Genomic DNA, 16949 nt, shown 5'->3' on the forward strand with positions numbered 1-16949 from the left:
CCAACGAATTTCGCTTGCCGAGTCCGGTATGAATACGCCCGATCTAGTTAAACTGATCTTCGGACGCCTCACCATCGAGGCCATCCCCTATCACGAGCCCATCCTGCTCGCCACGTTCGCGGGCGTCGCCCTCGGCGGCGCGGTCGTCCTGGGCCTGCTCTTCAAGTACAAGCTGTGGGGCTACCTCTGGAAGGAGTGGTTCACCAGCATCGATCACAAGAAGATCGGCATCATGTACATGGTGCTGGGCATCGTGATGCTGCTGCGCGGCTTCGCCGACGCACTGATGATGCGCCTGCAGCAGGCCATCGCCTTCAATGGCAACCCCGGCTTCCTGCCACCGCACCACTACGACCAGATCTTCACCGCCCACGGCGTGATCATGATCTTCTTCGTGGCGATGCCGCTGGTGACGGGCCTGATGAACTACGTGGTGCCGCTGCAGATCGGCGCGCGCGACGTGGCGTTCCCGTTCCTCAATAACTTCAGCTTCTGGATGACGGTCTCCGGCGCGCTGCTGGTGATGGCCTCGCTGTTCGTCGGCGAGTTCGCCCGCACCGGCTGGCTGGCCTACCCGCCGTTGTCGGGGCTGGCGCAGAGTCCGGATGTCGGTGTCGACTACTACATATGGTCGCTACAGGTGGCCGGCGTGGGAACAACCCTCTCCGGCATCAACCTGATCGCGACCATCGTGAAGATGCGCGCCCCGGGCATGACCATGATGAAGATGCCCGTCTTCACCTGGACCTCGCTGTGCACCAACGTGCTGATCGTCGCCGCCTTCCCGGTGCTGACGGCGGTGCTCGTGCTGCTGGCGCTTGACCGCTACGCGGGCACCAACTTCTTCACGAACGACTTTGGCGGCAACGCCATGATGTACGTGAACCTGATCTGGATCTGGGGCCACCCCGAGGTCTACATCCTGGTGCTGCCGGTGTTCGGCGTGTTCTCCGAGGTCGTGTCCACCTTCAGCCAGAAGCGCCTGTTCGGCTACGCCTCGATGGTGTACGCCACCGTGGTGATCACCGTGCTTTCGTACCTGGTGTGGCTGCACCACTTCTTCACCATGGGCTCGGGTGCCAGCGTCAACTCGTTCTTCGGCATCACGACGATGATCATCTCGATCCCGACGGGCGCGAAGCTGTTCAACTGGCTGTTCACGATGTACCGCGGCCGCATCAAGTTCGACGTGCCCATGCTGTGGACCGTCGGCTTCATGGTCACGTTCACCATCGGCGGCATGACCGGCGTGATGCTCGCGGTCCCGCCGGCCGACTTCCTGCTGCACAACAGCCTGTTCCTGATCGCCCATTTCCATAACGTGATCATCGGCGGCGTGATCTTCGGCCTGTTCGCCGGCATCAACTACTGGTTCCCGAAGGCCTTTGGCTTCCGCCTCGATCCGTTCTGGGGCAAGTGCTCGTTCTGGTTCTGGCTGGTCGGCTTCTGGGTCGCCTTCATGCCGCTGTACGTGCTGGGCTTCATGGGCGTCACCCGCCGCATGAACCACTTCGAGGATCCGTCGCTGCAGATCTGGTTCCAGATCGCCGCGGTCGGCGCGGGCCTGATTGCGCTCGGCATCGGCTCGTTCCTGATCCAGATCTTCGTCTCGATCAAGAACAAGGAAAAGCTGCGCGACGTCACGGGCGATCCGTGGCACGGCCGTACCCTGGAGTGGGCCACCTCGTCGCCGCCGCCGGAATACAACTTCGCCTTCACCCCGCTCATCCACGATGCGGATGCCTGGTGGGACATGAAGGAGCGCAACGCCACGCGTCGCACGGAAGGCTACCTGCCGATCCACATGCCGAAGAACACGGCCGCCGGCTTCATCATCGCCGCGTTCGCCTTCGTGTTCGGCTTCGCGATGATCTGGCACATGTTCCTGCTTGCCGGCCTGTCGTTCCTCGGCATCCTGGTCAGCGCCATCACGCACACGTTCAACTACAAGCGCGATTACTACATCCCCGCCGACGTGGTCGAGCGCACCGAGACCGCCCGCACGGAAGAGCTTGCCGCCCATGTCTGATATCCAAGCCAACCCGTCCGCGGCCGTGGCCGGGACCGAAACGCAGTTCTGGATGACCAAGGACCACCATCCGGAGAACGGAACCCTGCTGGGGTTCTGGATCTACCTGATGAGCGACTGCCTGATCTTCGCCTGCCTGTTCGCCTGCTACGGCGTGCTGGGGCGGAGCTACGCAGGTGGTCCGTCCGGCGCCGACCTGTTCGAACTGCCTCTGGTGGCGCTCAACACCACCATGCTGCTGCTGTCGTCGATCACCTACGGCTTCGCCGTGCTGGAGATGCAGAAGAACCGCCGCGGCACGATGATGGCCTGGCTCATCATCACCGGCCTGTTCGGCGCCACGTTCCTCGGCATCGAGCTGTACGAGTTCGCCAACCTGATCCATGAAGGCGCGGGCCCGCAGCGCAGCGCGTTCCTGTCGTCGTTCTTTACCCTGGTCGGCACCCACGGCCTGCACGTCACCTTCGGCATCGTGTGGCTCATCACGCTGCTGTTCCAGGTCGGCAAGCATGGCCTGACTGCCGCCAACAAGCGTCGCATCATGTGCCTGTCGATGTTCTGGCACTTCCTGGACGTGGTCTGGATCGGCGTCTTCACCTTTGTCTACCTGATGGGAGTGCTCCCGTGAGCGCGCACGCCGAATCGCACGATCACCACGACGACCACCACGACGACGAAGTCGTCAGCCACAGCACGCTGGGCGGCTACATGCTCGGCTTCTTCCTGGCCGTGGTGCTTACCGCCATCCCGTTCTGGCTGGTGATGGGCAAGGTCATTCCCGACACCCGCACGCTGTCGGTGGTGCTGCTGTCGTTCGCCGCCATCCAGATCGTGGTCCACATGATCTACTTCCTGCACATGGATACGAAGTCGCAGGGCGGCTGGAACATGCTGGCGCTGATCTTCACGCTGATCCTGGTGGTGATTACCCTCTCGGGTTCCATCTGGGTGATGTTCCACATGAATGCCAACATGATGCCGGGCATGTCGCACGACATGACCCAGCAGGTGAAGAACCTGCCTTGAGCCGGGATGTCGCCAACGACAACGAGACGCCGCGCCCACCGCGCGGCGTCTTCGTATGGGGCCTGCTGGCGCTGCTCGGCGTGGCGGTGTTTGCCGCGTTCGTGGCGCTGGGCACCTGGCAGGTGCATCGCCGCGCGTGGAAGCACGAGCTGATCGCGCGCGTGGATGCCCGCGTGAATGCCATGCCGGTGGATGCCCCGGGCCGCGGCCAGTGGCCGCAGGTCACCGCTGAAAGCGACGAGTACCGCCGGGTGAAACTGGCGGGCACCTTGCTGCAGGACAAGAGCGTGCGGGTGCGGGCCAGCACCGAGCTGGGCCTGGGCTCGTGGCTGATGACTCCGCTGCGCCGCGATAACGGCGAGGTGGTGCTGGTCAACCGTGGCTTCGTGACCCCTGCCTGGTGCGGTGGCAAGGCCAGCTGCCCGACCGGCCCCACCGGCCACACCACCATCACCGGCCTGCTGCGGATCACGGAGCCCAAGGGCGCCTTCCTGCAGAAAAACGACCCGGCCGGCGGGCGCTGGTTCTCGCGCGACGTGGGTGCCATCACCCAGGCCGTCGGGGTGGCGGACGCCGCACCGTACTTCGTCGACGCCGATGCCGCCTCGGCCCCGGGCCGCACGGATGGCAGCGACGCCCCGGTTGGCGGGCTCACCGTCATCGCCTTCCCGGATAACCACCTGCAGTACGCCCTGACCTGGTACGCCCTGGCCCTGCTGACCCTGGTCGGTGCCTGGGTCGTCTGGCGTGAACAGCGTAAACGCCGGTAATTTCAATTTTTGACGGCCGGCACGTCTAGGGGTGATGCAGTCCCGCCTCTCGACCAGCCGTACGCTCCACGACCTGCCCCTGGGCTGGTCGCCGCCCGCCGACGAGCCCGGTGGTCTCCGGCTCCTGCTGGAGCACCTGCGCCGCCGGGCCCTGCAGCGCCATCGGTTCCCGCCCACGGAAAACCGCCTGCGCCGCGCCTGGCGCACGCTGCGGACCCTGCCTCGCCAGGCCGCCTGGCTACGCCTGGTCAGCCGCTCGCGCGATATCCGCGCGGCGGCCGAGGCGAACCCCACGCTCTACGAGCGCTGGCAACCCCATTACATCTCGCGCCGCTTCGACCTGGCAGCGAGGGCGCGGATCATCGAGGCGCATTACCGCTTCGTGGCGCGCGAGTTTCCCGAGCGACTCCGCGTGCGCCTGCTCAAGGGGCATGACGTTCGCCTGGCCACGCTCCCCCTCGGTGACGGCCAGCTGGCGTACCTGCATGCCCGTGCACCGGAGAGTGCGCAGTGCGGGGAGCTCGGTCTTTTCCTCCTGAACGGCGACAAGGAAGTAATTTCCTCGTGCGCCGTTACCTTTGCCGGCAGCGATGGCCTGCTGCTGGGTGCGATGCGCGGCTCGTGGGCCTACCTGGGACGCGCGGCGATCGCGGGCTTCACCCGTTCCTCGGGTGGCCTGCATCCGCGCGAGTTGCTGATGGCGGTGGTGCGGGCGCTGGCTAAGCACTACGGCGTGCAGCGCATTCGTGCGGTATCCGCCGGCGCGCATCCGCTGGATCGCCGCGCGGGCGTCACCATCGCGGCGTACGACCGCTTCTGGCGCCGGCATGGCGGCATGGCGGGCCTCGACGGCTGCTACGAGGTGCCGGTGCCGGGCCTGCCGTCAGGCAATCCGGTCCGCGACGCGTTTCGCCACGAGGCCTGCGAGGTCGTGCTGAAGGCGTTTCAGAAGTCGTAGGAGCCGGTGAGCAACACCGTGCGCCCCTGGCGGATCGGCACGAACGTATCGTCGAAGTTCACCGCGTACAGCGTGCGGGCGAAGAGGTTCTTCACCCCCAGCGTGACGCGCCAGTGTTCCCCGTAGCGGGTGACGTTGGTTTCCACGCTGGCCTGGCCGGGAATGCCGAAGTACTGGCCGTCGGTGCTCGTGCGGCCGTAGCTGCGGCTGCGTGCCAGGACGCCGGCCGCCACGCCCCACGGCTGCACCGGGCCGCTGCCAAAGCGGTAGCTGCCCCATATGGCCGCCTGGTGTTTCGGCGTGCCGGTGGGGCGCGAGTCGTCGTAGTTGTGGATGCGCGTTTCGGTCAGGCTGGCCAGCACGTCGACGCCCGGCGCCACGTTGCCGGTGAATTCCAGCTCCACGCCGCGGTTGGTCTGGCCCGGGCCGGGGGTGGCAAAGAACGGCGGCTCGGGCGAGACGAGGTCCACGCTGTGGTCCACGCGGATGCGATACACCGCCGCCGTCAGTCGCGCGCGCTGGTCGAACAGATCGAACTTGCCGCCGACTTCCACCTGGCGCGAGGTGACCGCAGGCAGCGGCTGGCCATCCTTGCCCAGCAGCGGATCCGGCTGGAAACCCACGGCGGTATCGGCATACAGCGCCACGGCAGGCGTGAGCTTGTAGACCACGCCCAGCCTCGGCACCCAGCGCGATTTACGCTGGCGTCGCGGCAGGCCGTCTTCCCAGTGCGTATCCAGCTGATACGTGGTGCGGCGCAGGGCGGCGAGCACGTTCCAGCGCTCGCCGATGGCCACCTGGTCCTGCAGGTAGAGGCCGGCGTTGGTCTGCCACGAACCACCCAGGTCCTGCACGGTGGTCACCGGTGCCACCAGTGAGTCGAATTTTTCCGACATCCGCGCGCCGGTCAGCAGGTTGAACGCGATGGGCGTGGTGACGATCTGTGCGCCGCGATCCAGCTGGACGTCGTTGGTCTGCAGCGTCTCCACGGTGCTGCCACCGCCGCTGTCGCCCGCATGCGTGCGCGCCACGTCGAAGCCGAGCAGCACGGTATGCGTCGTGTTGCCATGGCTGAAGGACGTGCGCAGGTCGTTCTGCCACGTCCAGTAACTGCCCTTGTAGCGGAAGGTGCGCGACACGGGCACGAGATACGGGCCATTGCCACCGGCGGTGTACGACCAGTTGCGGCCGTCGCTGTGCTGGCGCACGTACTGACCCTGGCTGTGGAAGCTCCAGTCGGGACCGAACTCGTGGTCGAACTCGAAGACGGCGCGCGTGGTGCGGTAGGTCGAATAGTCGTCCGCGGTTTCCGGCAGGTCGCGGTAGGGCGACGCGGTGGAAAGCGACGCGCCGAGCAGCACGGTGTGCTCGGGCGAGGGCACGCGGTTATCGACGTATTCCAGGCCGCCCATCACGCGCGTATCGCTGCCCTGCCAGGCAAACGAAGGGGCGAGGTACGCACCGCGTCCGTTGCCGTGTCCTTGCGGCGTGTGCTCCGCGCCCTGGCCGGCTGCGACGAGCCGGTAGGTCCACGCGCCGTCGGTCGAGGCCTTGCCGGCGAGATCCAGGCCCAGGCGCGCGCCGTCGTACTCACCAGCGGACCAGGTAAGCGTCCGCACCGTGTCGGCCTGCGGGCGCTTCATCACCACGTTGATGGAGCCGCCGAAATTATTGTTCTGCGACGCGTCGCCAAGAATGGCTTCGGGCCCTCGCAACACTTCGACGCGCTCGATGCCGATCAGTGGCGGCAGGTCTTCGGTGCGCGCAATGCCATTTGGCATGCCATCCGTCATGCCATTACCCGCGTCAAAACCGCGAATGAGGAACAACGGCGAGCCGCCGTAGCCATCGACGTACTGCACGCCGGCGACGTAACGCGCGACGTCGCCGATGCTCACCGCCTGCTGTGAAGCGATGACTTCGCGCGTCACGACGCTCACCGATTGCGGTACGTCGGTCAGGTTGGATTCGGTGCGCGTGGTGGTGCGCGAGGTGTCCGCCTTGAAGCCGTCGTCGGCCAGGATGCCGCGCACGTCCACCGTCGCCAGTGGCGTGATCGAGTGCGGGTCGAAGGCGATGTAGCTGTCGACTGGCGCGGGCGTGGCGTTGCCGGCCTGCTGGCGCTGGCGCACCACCACCGTATGCGCGTCGTACGACTCGCGCTCCAGGTCGGTGCCTTCGAGCAGTTCATCCAGCGCGGCATCGGGAGTGAGCAGGCCGCTGGCACCGCCGGTGCGCCAGTTGGCGATGGCGCCGGAGGCGGTCAGTACCTGGACGTTAGCCTGTTGGCCCCAGGCGAGCAGGGCGGTGGCCATCGGCTGCGGGGAAATCGCAAACGGCAGCGTCGAGCCACCCTCGCCCGTGGGCGACCCTTCGCCAGCCACGGCCGGCCGTAAGGCCAGCACCAACGCAAGCGCGAGCGCGCCGGTGGTTACGCGCCGGCGCCCGCGAAGGATGTGCTGCAAAACCTGCGGCCCCAAGACTTGGTAGGGTCAGCGCGGCTTAGGACCCCGCGCCATGGATGTCTGTCGTGAAAGCTCAAGGTGGTCGGCAAAGGTGTCTACCCGCACAGGGAAGACACGCGGCAGGGCTGCCACCCAACTGTCGATGGTATCGACCTGGACCGTGCCGGTAAACGTCAGGCGGGACAGGGCGGGGTCGGTCAGGCGGATGGGCCGCGCACTGTAGCGGTTCACGTTTTCCAGGACCGAGGAGAGCGGCTCGTTCACGAACTCCAGGCGGTGCTCACGCCAGGCCGTGGCGGTGCCCGGGTCCATGTCGAGGATGCGCATGGCACGCGTCTCAGGGTCAAACGAGACTTCGCGGCCCGCGCCCAGCTCCACCGTGCCGTTGTCCGTGTCGTCCGCCGAGGGCGAGACGCGCACACGGCCTTCGGTCACGGCCACGGTGACGCGATCGCCCGTGCGGCGCACGTTGAACGCGGTGCCCAGGTCGCGGATGCGCAGCGGGCCGGCGTTCACCACGAAGGGCCGCTCGGCGTGGGCCACGCGGAAGAAGGCTTCGCCAGCGTCCAGGTCGATCGCGCGGATGTCGTGGCCGTAACGGGCGGTAATCGTCGTGGCGCCGCCCAGCTCGATGCTCGAGCCGTCGGGCAGGTCGATGTCCCGGTGCGCGGCGCGTTCGCTGGTGTACGCGTGGGCGGCATCCGGGCCCGGACGCAGGCCGAGGAACAGGCCGCCCGCCACCAGCGCCACCGTGGCCACGCCAGCGGCCAGGGCCACGCCCATCCGCCGCGGGGCACGGCGCACGCCCGGGGCACGCGGGGCGAAGCGGGCGACGAGGTCGGCGCGCTGGTCACCCTTGAGGGCGGCAGCCTCTTCGGCCAGGGCGCAGGCGCGGTCGAACGCGGCGGCGTGGCGGGGGTCCGCCTCGAGCCATTCGGTCCACTGGGCCAGGGCCTGGTCGGGCAGCGTGGGGTCGCGCAGGCGTGCCCACCACTCGGCGGCGGTGTGCTCGATACGGTGGCCGGGGGCAAAGGTCGAAGCGTTCATCGAAGGGTCTCCGCACGATCTCTGCGGTCACGGCAATGCGCCAGGGCATGGCCGACGTGGTAGCGCACCATGCGCTCACTCAGGTTCATTTCTTTGGCCACGGACGCGAAATCGCGGCCGTCGATTACGTGCATCACGAAGGCGCGGCTGGTCTTGGGCGGCAGCTCATCCAGTGCTTCGCGCATGTCCCGCCACTGCTGGACGGCGGAGGCGTGCTGCTCGGGGATCGGGGTGACGTGCCAGCCGTCCTGGTCGGGGTCCACCGGAGCCGCGGCGCGGACGTTGCGCATGCGCAGGCGGTCCACGGCGAGGTTGGAGGCCGCCCGGAACAGGAAGGCCCGGGGGGAGTCGATTTTCGTGGCGTCGTCCAGCGAGAGCAGCTTCAGGTACACCTCCTGGGCCACTTCCTGCGCGTCGGCATGCGAGTTAAGCCGGGCGCGGAGGAAGGCGACCAGCGCGGCATTGTGCTCGCGAAATAGCGCTACGACCTGGTCGGCGCGTCGTCCGCGGGGCGCGCCAGTCGCCTCGGATGGGTCCATCTGTCGGGGTACCGCGTTCATTGGGGGGTGTTCCGGATATAGGGTCGCACGGTGCGGAACCGGAGTACGTACGGGCAGGGACGCACCCCGGTGTCCGCACCGGCGAACACCCTAGACGTCCCAGCTTCGGAAAATTGAAATGGGCTCCGTTCCGCCAGGCGCAGGCCCACCGAAAGTCGGGCACCCCTAAGGCCCCTGTAAGGCCTTCGACATGGGTCGTGGCTTAGCATGCAGGCATCCTCCGGGCCGCCTGCCGCATGCGTTTGAACGACGACCGAACATCCCTGCGCCACTTCGCATGGTTCATGCTCATCGCCTTCCTCGTGCTGGCGGCGGGCATCGGACTCCGTGACCCCTGGCCGCCGGATGAGCCGCGCTTCGCGCTGATCGCCCGGCAGATGCTCGAATCCGGCCAGTGGCTGTTCCCGCACCGGGGCATGGAGCTCTACTCCGACAAGCCGCCCATGTTGATGTGGACCGAAGCCGCGTGGATGTGGCTCACCGGGGAATGGCGGGGTGCTTTCCTGCTCACCTCGCTGGTGTCGGGCCTGGGCACGCTGGCGCTGACATGGCACCTCGGCCGCCGGCTGTGGGATGCCCGCACCGGCCTGGTCGCGGCGACGATCGTGCTCATGTCCATGCCGTTCATCGAGGTGATCCGCCACGCGCAGATCGATCCGCTGAACCTGTTCTGGATCACCCTGGCCAACACCGGCATCCTGCTGCATTGCCTGCGCGGCCCGAACTGGCGCATGTACTGGCTGGGCTGCTTTGCCGCGGGGCTGGGCGTCATCACCAAGGGCGTGGGCGTCATCGCGTTGCTGATGCTGCTGCCGTACGTGGCCTGCCGTGCGCGCGCCTGGCCGGGCGTCACCCTGACGCGCGGCGACGGCTGGCGCTGGGCCGCCGGCGCACTGGCTTTCTTCGTGGCCATCGCCCTCTGGCTCGGGCCGATGCTGGCCACCGCGTACGGCATGCGTACGCCCGAATACCTCGCCTACGTCAACGACATCCTGTTCCGGCAGACCGCCGAGCGCTATGCCGATTCGTGGCAGCACGAGGAGGCGCCGTGGTTCTTCCTCGGCGTGATCCTTCGCGGATGGCTGCCGACGTGGCTGCTCATCCCCGTGTTGCTGCCGCGCTGGCGCGATGCCTGGCGCCTGCGCGAACCGCGGGTGTGGATCCCGCTGGCATGGTGCCTGCTTGTGCTGGTGTTCTTCTCCATCCCGCGCGGCAAGCGCGAGATCTACATCGTGCCGATGCTGCCGATGCTGGCGATGGCGATGGCGCCGTACGTCCTGGACCTGCTGAAGACACGCTGGCTGCAGCGCGTGGCGTTCTGGATCACCGTGGCATGCGGCGTGGTCTTTGCCGCCGCGGGCACGTGGGCGCTGGTCGCGGCACCGAAAGTGGCGCGCCGCTTCGCCGAAGGCTATGAGCTGGACGGCCACGGCCAGGCGCTGTGGGTGTCGGTGATGGCGGTGGGTGCGTGCTTCTTCGTGGCGGCCGCGGGCTTCCGCCCCCGCCGTGGCGTGGCGGCGCTGCTCTGTGGCATGGCACTGGGGTGGACGTTGTGGCCGCTGGCCACGTACCCGCTGCTCAATCAGAACCAGTCGGCCCGCGCGGTGATGGCCGCCGCCGACGAGGCCATCGGGCCGGGCGGCGAACTGGGCCTGGTGGCATGGCGCGAGGAAAACCTGCTGCAGGCACGGCGGCCGGTGGCCGAGTTTGGCTTTTCGCGGAAAGCCGCTGACCAGCTGGCCGCCGCCCGCGCGTGGCAGGCGGCCGACCCGGCCCGTCGCTATATCTTCCTCAACGACGATGCGCTCGACAGCTGCGTCGTGGCCGACAAGGTTCGCCCGCTCGGCGTCGCCAACCGTGTCCGCTTCGTGCTGCTGCCGGCCGACGCCTCCCGCCCCGCGTGCACGCCGCAGCCCGTGGCCGTGCGTTCCTAGCGCGCCGGGGCTTCGGCGATGGTGCGCTTGAGCATGCGGTCGTACTTGCGTTTCATGCGCTTGGCATTGTGCGAGCGGCTCATGGACTGGTGCGGGATGATGTTCTTCTCGCCGAAGCCGTCGATCATCACCAGGCGCGGGCCGCCGCGCGAATCCTCGCCGTACACGACGTTCCATGCATGCAGGTCGGCCGCGATGGTGTCGTGGCTGAGCAGCCGGTCGTAGAACGCTTCCATCTCGGCCCGGGTGCGCTCGGTGAAGCCTTCGGCCTTCACCCAGTCGTGTAGCGTGGGCGCCAACCGGCCGTCCGGCGTCCGCACTTTCTCGACGATCTGGCCGAGGCCGATGTCGGTCATCTCCAGGCCCACCACGCGGGCGATCGGCGAGGTCTCGTAGCCGCCGACGTAAATGCTGGTGACGTACTCGCGGAACTCACGCACGAAATCCTTGTACGGGCCGCTGCGCGCGATGCGGCGGTACCAGGGGGCCTGGTTCCAGCGGGCCTCGATGGATGCGCTGGCGATCACCTTCACCAGCAGTGTCTCGTCGTCGGGGTGCTGGTACACCTCGCGGACATGGCCGGTGGCGATGGGCGTGGCGTCGGCCAGTCTGAACATCGGGGATCCTCGCGTGGCAGCCCGAAAGGCGGCGGTAAGTTGCTGACAAGGCGCACAGTGTAAAGTGACTGGGCTGTAACATGCCCGTCACCGCGCGGCCGCTGCGCCGCGCCCAGCCCGGACTTTCCTCGTGCGCAAGCTTATCTGGCGTTTCGTCGCCGCCGTCCTCGTCTTCCTGACCCTCGCCCGCCTTGGCTTTTCGGCCTGGCAATGGACGCGCGTCCACGACGCCGGCGGCCTGTGGCCGGTACTGCTGGGTGGCTGGCGCATCGACCTCTCCCTGCTGGCCATGGTCATCGCTGTGCCGGCCCTGCTCTCGCCGTGGCTCGGCCATCGCGCCTGGCCCACCCGCCTCACGGCCTGGTGGCTGCGCCTGTGGTGGCTGCTGTACGTGCTGCTGGAGGTCTCCACCCCGCAGTTCCTGATCGAGTACGACACGCGCCCGAACCGCCTGTACTTCGAGTACCTGACCAGCCCGCACGAAGTCGCGGCGATGCTCTGGAACGGCTACAAGCTCTCCGTGGGTGCCGGCCTCATCGTCTTCGCGCTGTTCGCGTGGATCGGCTTCCGCCTGTTGCCGACGCGCCGCCCGGATGCGCGCGCCGTGCGTGGCTGGATGCGCCCCGTGGCCACCGTGCTGGTGTTCTGCGTGCTGTTCCTCGCCGGCCGCGGCACCTTGCAGCATCGCCCGCTGAATGCATCGCAGGTGGCCTTCACCAACGATGCCATGGTCAATACGCTGCCGCTGAACTCGCTGTACAACGTGCTCAACGCGGCGCTGGCGCTGGGCAACGAGCGCTCCGCGTCGGCGGTGTACGGCAAGATGGCCGATGACGAAATGAACGGCATCGTGCGTGACACCGCGGGGTTCACCGGCGCGCCGCTGGATCCGCAGTACCCGTCGCTGCACAAGCAGGTGGCCACGCGCCAGGACGGCAAGCCGCTGAACCTGGTGATCATCCTCGAGGAAAGCCTGGGTGCGCAGTTTGTCGGCAGCCTCGGCGGCGCCGGTTACACGCCGGAACTCGACAAGCTCTCCAACGAAGGCTGGTGGCTGGAGCGCACGTACGCCACGGGCACGCGCAGCGCGCGTGGCCTGGAAGCGGTGACGACCGGTTTCCTGCCGACCCCGGCGGAAGCCGTGCTCAAGCTGCCGCGCAGCCAGCGTGATTTCTTCACCCTGGGCGCCTTGCTGGATACGTTCGGTTACCACACCCGCTTCCTCTACGGCGGCGAAGCGCACTTCGACAACATGCGTTCGTTCTTCTTCGGCAACGGCTTCAACGAAGTGGTGGACAGCGCGAGCTTCAAGACCAAGCCGGGCTTTATCGGCTCGTGGGGCGCGTCCGACGAGGACATGTTCAACGAACTGCACCAGCGCCTGCTCGACGATGGTGACAAGCCGACGTTGACGGTGGCGTTCTCCGTGTCGAACCACACGCCGTGGGAATACCCGGCCGGCCGGATCAAGGCCGAAGGCGAACCGGCGAGCAACGCCAATGCCGTGCGTTATGCGGACTGGTCCATCGGCCAGTTCTTCGCGCGGGCGAAGACGTCGCCGTACTGGAACCACACCGTGTTCCTGATCGTGGCCGACCACGATGCGCGCGTGTTTGGCGCCAGCCTGGTACCGGTGCGCCACTTCCATATCCCGGCGCTGATCCTTGGCGCGGGCGTGCCGGTGAAGAAGGACGAGCACATCGTCAGCCAGGTGGACCTGGCGCCGACGCTGCTCTCGCTCATCGGCATCAGCAGCGAACACCCCATGCTCGGCGCCGACCTCACCCAGCGCTACCCCGACCGCGCCATCATGCAGTACGGCGACAACTACGGTTACCTGAAGGACGACACCCTGGTGGTGCTGCGTCCCAACCAGCCCACTACGCAGTACCACTACGGCGTGGAAGGCGAGAAGCTCGATCCCGAGGCGGTGGACCCGAAACTGGAGAAGGTGGCCCTCGCCCACGCACTGTGGCCGAGCTGGGCGTATAGCCATCAGCGTTACCGGCTGGCGCCCAAGGCGGCCGACGCCAAACCGTAACGCGGCGGCGGTCATCGCTGGCTAGAATGCGCCGATGACCGCCTCACTCGCCCATGCCCTCCGCCTCATCGCCGAGCACGGCCATGCGGCGCCGTGGCTGACGAAGGCGCGGGCGGAAGGCTCGGTGATGGCCGACGCCCTGGCCCGCGCGCTGATCGACGACGACGGCGAGCGGAGTGCGTATGACGCCCCGCAGGCCTTCGAGGTGTTTATCCGCGGCGGCGGCAACGCGTCGCTGTATTCCGCGGTAAGCGCCACGCTGGCCCGGCTCTATGAGCAACTGGGCGTGCGCTGCCTGCTCGACATTGGCGTGGGTGACGGGCTCGCCCTGCTGCCCGCCCTGGGCCAGACCCGGCCGGCGCCGACCACGGTGGACGTGGTCGAGCCCTCCGGTGGGCTGCTCGATGCGCTGCGTCCGCGCCTGCCCGCGGGCAAGGCATGGCAGCTGACCTTGCAGGCCTTCCTGGCCCAGCTGGCGCCCGAGCGCCGCTGGGATCTTGCGCAATCGACCTTCGCCCTGCAGTCGATCGCGCCGGGCGAGCGGCTGGTGGCGCTGAAGAAACTGCGCCGCCACGTGACGCGGCTGGCCATCGTCGAGTTCGACGTGCCCGTCTTCAGCAGTGCCGACGAACGCTTTGCCTCGCTGGCGCAACGCTACGAGCGGGCCGCGAGCGAGTACGGCGATGATGCGGCGCTGGTGGCCGGGGGCTTCCTCGCGCCGATGCTGCTTGGCCAGTTGCGTACGGCAGCGCCCTCGAACTGGGAGCAGCCGATATCGGCGTGGCAGGACGAGCTCGTCCGCGCAGGCTACCGGGTGGCCGCGACGACCCACGTGCACGACTACAGCTGGGCGCCCGCCTGGCTGATCGTCGCGAAGGCCTGATCCGTCAGTCGACGCAGGGCATGGCGCGGGCAATCGCCTCGGCCAGCGATGCCTGCGAATACGGCTTGGCGAGGCGCGGCAGGCCGGGCTGCGCGCCGGCGGGCAGGTCGGCATACCCCGTAGCCATGATCACGGGCAGGTCGGGCCAGCGCGCCTCCACCTGTGCCGCGAGCTGGGCGCCGGTCATCTGCGGCATCGCGTGGTCGGTGATCAGCATATCCACGTGCGCTTGCGCGAGCAGATGCAGTGCTTCGGCGCCCGAGCGTGCCTCGACCACGTCATAGCCAAGGTCTTCGAGCATCTCCACGGTGGTGGCGCGGACGAGGTCATCGTCGTCCACGGTCATGATGCTGAGTCGTCGGTTACCGGGGCAACGTGGTTTCATCGCGTCGACGCCCGTATCGGCGGCGGCCGTGATCGGTTCGGGCCCCGGGGCGGCGGCGGGCAGCCAGATCTCCGCCGCGGTGCCCTTGTCAGGCTCGCTGCGCAGCACCAGCGCGCCGCCGAGCTGCTCGGCGAGGCCATGCGCCATGGACAGGCCCAGGCCGGTGCCCTTGCCCACGCCCTTGGTGGTGAAGAACGGCTCGGTCGCACGCTTGAGGGTGTGCTCGTCCATGCCCGCACCGGAATCCGCCAGCGACAGGCGCACGTAGTGGCCGGGCGCGAGGCGCTCGTCGTCGTTACCCACCCAGGCTTCGTCGGTACTGATGACGATGGTGCCCACGCTGTCCATCGCGTCGCGCGCGTTGACGGCCAGGTTGAGCAGCGCGGATTCGAGCTGGTTGGCATCCGCTTCGACCGCGGGCAGGCCCGGCGCGAAGCGCGTTTCCACGGTGACGGTGGCACCGAGCGAGCGTTCCATCAGCTCGGTCATGCCTTCCACCAGTGCGCGCAGGTCGATGCGTTCGGACTTGAGGTCCTGGCGGCGCGCGAACGCGAGCATGCGCCGGGTAAGTGAACTGCCGCGCTCCGCACCGGCGCGTGCGTTGTCGACGAGACGCAGCAGCAGCGGATCCTGCGGCATGCGCTCGCGGAGGAGTTCGAGGCTGCCTTGCACGGCCATGAGCAGGTTGTTGAAATCGTGCGCGATGCCGCCGGTGAGGCTGCCCAGCGCTTCCATCTTCTGCACCTGGCGGATGTGCGCCTGCGACCGCTCCAGCGCGGTCGTGCGTTCGGCCACCTGGTGTTCGAGCTCTTCGCGGAAGCGGCGCTCGCCCTCGCGCACATCGGCCTCGGCGCGTACGCGGGCGATGTGCGCCCACGAGCGTTCGGTCACTTCGTCGAGCAGCGCGAGTTCACGCAGATGCCAGCGACGTGGCACGCCATCGTGGATGGCCATCAGCGCGGTGAGCTTGCCGCCCTTGATCAACGGGATGCAGATGGTGGCGGCGATGCCCATAGCCTGGAACACGGCTGACTCGTCGGCCTGCAGCTCCCGCAGGTTGTCGTCGACGATGAGCGGCTTGCCTTCGCTGAGCCGGGACACGGCGAGCGTGCCGAAATCGCGAAGCCGGTAACGGCCGACGATGCTGGCGTAGCCGGGCAAGGTCCAGTCGCCACGAATCGTGAAACCGTCCTGGTCGTCGTCCATGTCGGCATAAGCGCAGATGGCGACGCCCAGGTGTTCGCCCACCAGGCGCGTGCTGATCCGCAGGATCTCGTCAGCGTCGGTGGTTCTTGCGGTCTGTTCGTTGAGCGTGTCGAGGAAGCTCAGGCGGGATTCGTTCTCGCGCAGGGCCTGCTCGGCGGATTTTCGCGGGCTGATATCACCGGCGGCGCCGAACCATTCGACGATATCGCCCTGCTCATCGAGGACGGGTACGGCGCGCGACTGGACCCAGCCGATGGATCCATCGATGCGCTTGACCCGGTGTTCGAGTTCGAAGATGCCCCTGGCGTCGATCGCGGCGTCAATCGCGGCACGTACGCGCGTCTGTTCGTCAGGCGGAAGGTAGTCGGCCATCCAGTGGCCCGAAGGTTCGGTGGTACTCGCGATAAAGCCGCGGCCGTCCAGTTCCTTGAGGCGCTGCCAGGAGGCATCCACGCGATAGACCATGTCCGAGGTGGCGTTCACCAGCGCACGGAACCGGCCTTCACTCTGGCGCAGCCGCTCTTCGGCCCGCACGCGCTCGGTGGTTTCCACCACGATGGCGATGACCCCGCCCGGCGCACCGCTCTCATCGAGCACCGGCGAGTAATCCAGGTTCATCCATACGGATTCGGGATTGCCGTGGCGCTGCAAGGTGAGGTGCTGGTTCTTGTAGGCCAGCGTGCCGCCCGCCAGGCCCACGCGCATGACGTTGTCGTTGAAGTCGGCGATTTCCGCCCAGCCCTGGCGCACTTCCGAGCCAAGCAGCTGCGGGTGGCGGCCGCCGGCGAACACGGAATAGGCATCGTTGTAGATCATGATGCCCTTCTCGCCCCACAACAGGACGATGGGCACCGGCGAGAGCAGGAGCAGGCTGGTGGCCGTGCGCAGGCTCTGCGGCCACGCCGCCAGCGGGCCCAGCCCGGTGCGCTCCCAGTCGAAGGTGCGGATGAGTGCGCCAACTTCACCGCCCCCGTTCAGCCAGGCGATGTCGCGGTCGGTGGCGGGCTGGAGGGCGTCGGTCATTGGGC

The 16949-nt window shown here is 67.6% G+C and carries 13 protein-coding genes; 8 read left to right on the forward strand and 5 right to left on the reverse strand.

Features of this window, described 5'->3' with window-relative positions:
* Positions 1–55 precede the first annotated feature (55 nt).
* Genes cyoB through FIV34_RS01045 form a run of 5 tightly spaced genes read left to right on the forward strand, consistent with a single transcriptional unit; the run spans position 56 to position 4783 of the window.
* A complete protein-coding gene (cyoB, locus tag FIV34_RS01025; RefSeq protein ID WP_211352753.1) occupies positions 56–2029 on the forward strand; it encodes a cytochrome o ubiquinol oxidase subunit I in 1974 nt (657 codons plus the stop codon).
* A gap of 52 nt (positions 2030–2081) precedes the next feature.
* On the forward strand, positions 2082–2657 hold the full coding sequence (gene cyoC / locus FIV34_RS01030; protein ID WP_246058852.1) for a cytochrome o ubiquinol oxidase subunit III: 576 nt from the start codon (positions 2082–2084) through the stop codon (positions 2655–2657).
* Positions 2654–3055: a cytochrome o ubiquinol oxidase subunit IV gene (gene cyoD / locus FIV34_RS01035; protein ID WP_139978817.1), complete on the forward strand. Its 402-nt coding sequence runs from the start codon at positions 2654–2656 to the stop codon at positions 3053–3055. The genes cyoC and cyoD overlap by 4 nt, the downstream gene beginning before the upstream one ends.
* Positions 3052–3825: an SURF1 family protein gene (locus FIV34_RS01040; protein ID WP_139978819.1), complete on the forward strand. Its 774-nt coding sequence runs from the start codon at positions 3052–3054 to the stop codon at positions 3823–3825. The genes cyoD and FIV34_RS01040 overlap by 4 nt, the downstream gene beginning before the upstream one ends.
* A 34-nt stretch (positions 3826–3859) precedes the next feature.
* Entirely contained in the window at positions 3860–4783 is a 924-nt protein-coding gene (locus FIV34_RS01045; RefSeq protein ID WP_139978821.1) for a DUF535 family protein, read from the forward strand.
* Here FIV34_RS01045 and FIV34_RS01050 read toward each other — a convergent pair.
* The 3 genes from FIV34_RS01050 to FIV34_RS01060 are packed head-to-tail and all read right to left on the reverse strand — an operon-like array spanning position 4771 to position 8855.
* Complete coding sequence (locus FIV34_RS01050) at positions 4771–7248, reverse strand: TonB-dependent siderophore receptor (protein ID WP_139978823.1); 2478 nt, start codon at positions 7246–7248, stop codon at positions 4771–4773. The genes FIV34_RS01045 and FIV34_RS01050 overlap by 13 nt on opposite strands.
* 27 nt (positions 7249–7275) lie before the next feature.
* Positions 7276–8295: a FecR family protein gene (locus FIV34_RS01055; RefSeq protein ID WP_139978825.1), complete on the reverse strand. Its 1020-nt coding sequence runs from the start codon at positions 8293–8295 to the stop codon at positions 7276–7278.
* A complete protein-coding gene (locus tag FIV34_RS01060) occupies positions 8292–8855 on the reverse strand; it encodes an RNA polymerase sigma factor (RefSeq protein WP_246058711.1) in 564 nt (187 codons plus the stop codon). Before FIV34_RS01060 ends, FIV34_RS01055 begins: the two co-directional genes overlap by 4 nt.
* A gap of 236 nt (positions 8856–9091) precedes the next feature.
* Between FIV34_RS01060 and FIV34_RS01065 the strand changes: the two genes are divergently transcribed.
* Positions 9092–10789: an ArnT family glycosyltransferase gene (locus tag FIV34_RS01065; protein WP_139978827.1), complete on the forward strand. Its 1698-nt coding sequence runs from the start codon at positions 9092–9094 to the stop codon at positions 10787–10789.
* On the opposite strand, the gene FIV34_RS01070 is transcribed toward FIV34_RS01065, so the two are convergent.
* A complete protein-coding gene (locus FIV34_RS01070; protein WP_139978829.1) occupies positions 10786–11406 on the reverse strand; it encodes a YrbL family protein in 621 nt (206 codons plus the stop codon). The two genes, FIV34_RS01065 and FIV34_RS01070, sit on opposite strands and share 4 nt — an antisense overlap.
* 130 nt (positions 11407–11536) lie before the next feature.
* Here FIV34_RS01070 and FIV34_RS01075 point away from each other — a divergent pair, with 130 nt between their 5' ends.
* Together FIV34_RS01075 and FIV34_RS01080 are read left to right on the forward strand one after the other, a co-directional pair.
* Positions 11537–13447, forward strand: coding sequence for an LTA synthase family protein (locus FIV34_RS01075; protein WP_139978831.1), 1911 nt, complete (start codon positions 11537–11539; stop codon positions 13445–13447).
* A 34-nt stretch (positions 13448–13481) separates the two neighbouring features.
* Positions 13482–14330 carry a class I SAM-dependent methyltransferase gene (locus FIV34_RS01080; protein WP_139978833.1) on the forward strand — a complete coding sequence of 283 codons (849 nt, stop codon included), beginning with the start codon at positions 13482–13484 and terminating at the stop codon, positions 14328–14330.
* Positions 14331–14334: 4 nt separating this feature from the next.
* Here the strand turns inward: FIV34_RS01080 and FIV34_RS01085 are convergent, their stop codons facing one another.
* Positions 14335–16944 carry a response regulator gene (locus tag FIV34_RS01085; RefSeq protein ID WP_139978835.1) on the reverse strand — a complete coding sequence of 870 codons (2610 nt, stop codon included), beginning with the start codon at positions 16942–16944 and terminating at the stop codon, positions 14335–14337.
* Positions 16945–16949 lie beyond the last annotated feature (5 nt).

It is taken from the genome of Luteibacter pinisoli, assembly GCF_006385595.1.
Taxonomy (GTDB): domain Bacteria; phylum Pseudomonadota; class Gammaproteobacteria; order Xanthomonadales; family Rhodanobacteraceae; genus Luteibacter; species Luteibacter pinisoli.

Excerpts from the sequence above, each read along its gene's own strand:
- FIV34_RS01070 (WP_139978829.1), bottom strand. The coding sequence starts at position 11,406 with ATGTTCAGACTGGCCGACGCCACGCCCATCGCCACCGGCCATGTCCGC.
- FIV34_RS01085 (WP_139978835.1), bottom strand. The coding sequence starts at position 16,944 with ATGACCGACGCCCTCCAGCCCGCCACCGACCGCGACATCGCCTGGCTG.
- FIV34_RS01080 (WP_139978833.1), top strand. The coding sequence starts at position 13,482 with ATGACCGCCTCACTCGCCCATGCCCTCCGCCTCATCGCCGAGCACGGC.
- cyoC (WP_246058852.1), top strand. The coding sequence starts at position 2,082 with ATGACCAAGGACCACCATCCGGAGAACGGAACCCTGCTGGGGTTCTGG.
- FIV34_RS01065 (WP_139978827.1), top strand. The coding sequence starts at position 9,092 with ATGCGTTTGAACGACGACCGAACATCCCTGCGCCACTTCGCATGGTTC.
- FIV34_RS01045 (WP_139978821.1), top strand. The coding sequence starts at position 3,860 with ATGCAGTCCCGCCTCTCGACCAGCCGTACGCTCCACGACCTGCCCCTG.
- FIV34_RS01055 (WP_139978825.1), bottom strand. The coding sequence starts at position 8,295 with ATGAACGCTTCGACCTTTGCCCCCGGCCACCGTATCGAGCACACCGCC.
- FIV34_RS01060 (WP_246058711.1), bottom strand. The coding sequence starts at position 8,855 with ATGAACGCGGTACCCCGACAGATGGACCCATCCGAGGCGACTGGCGCG.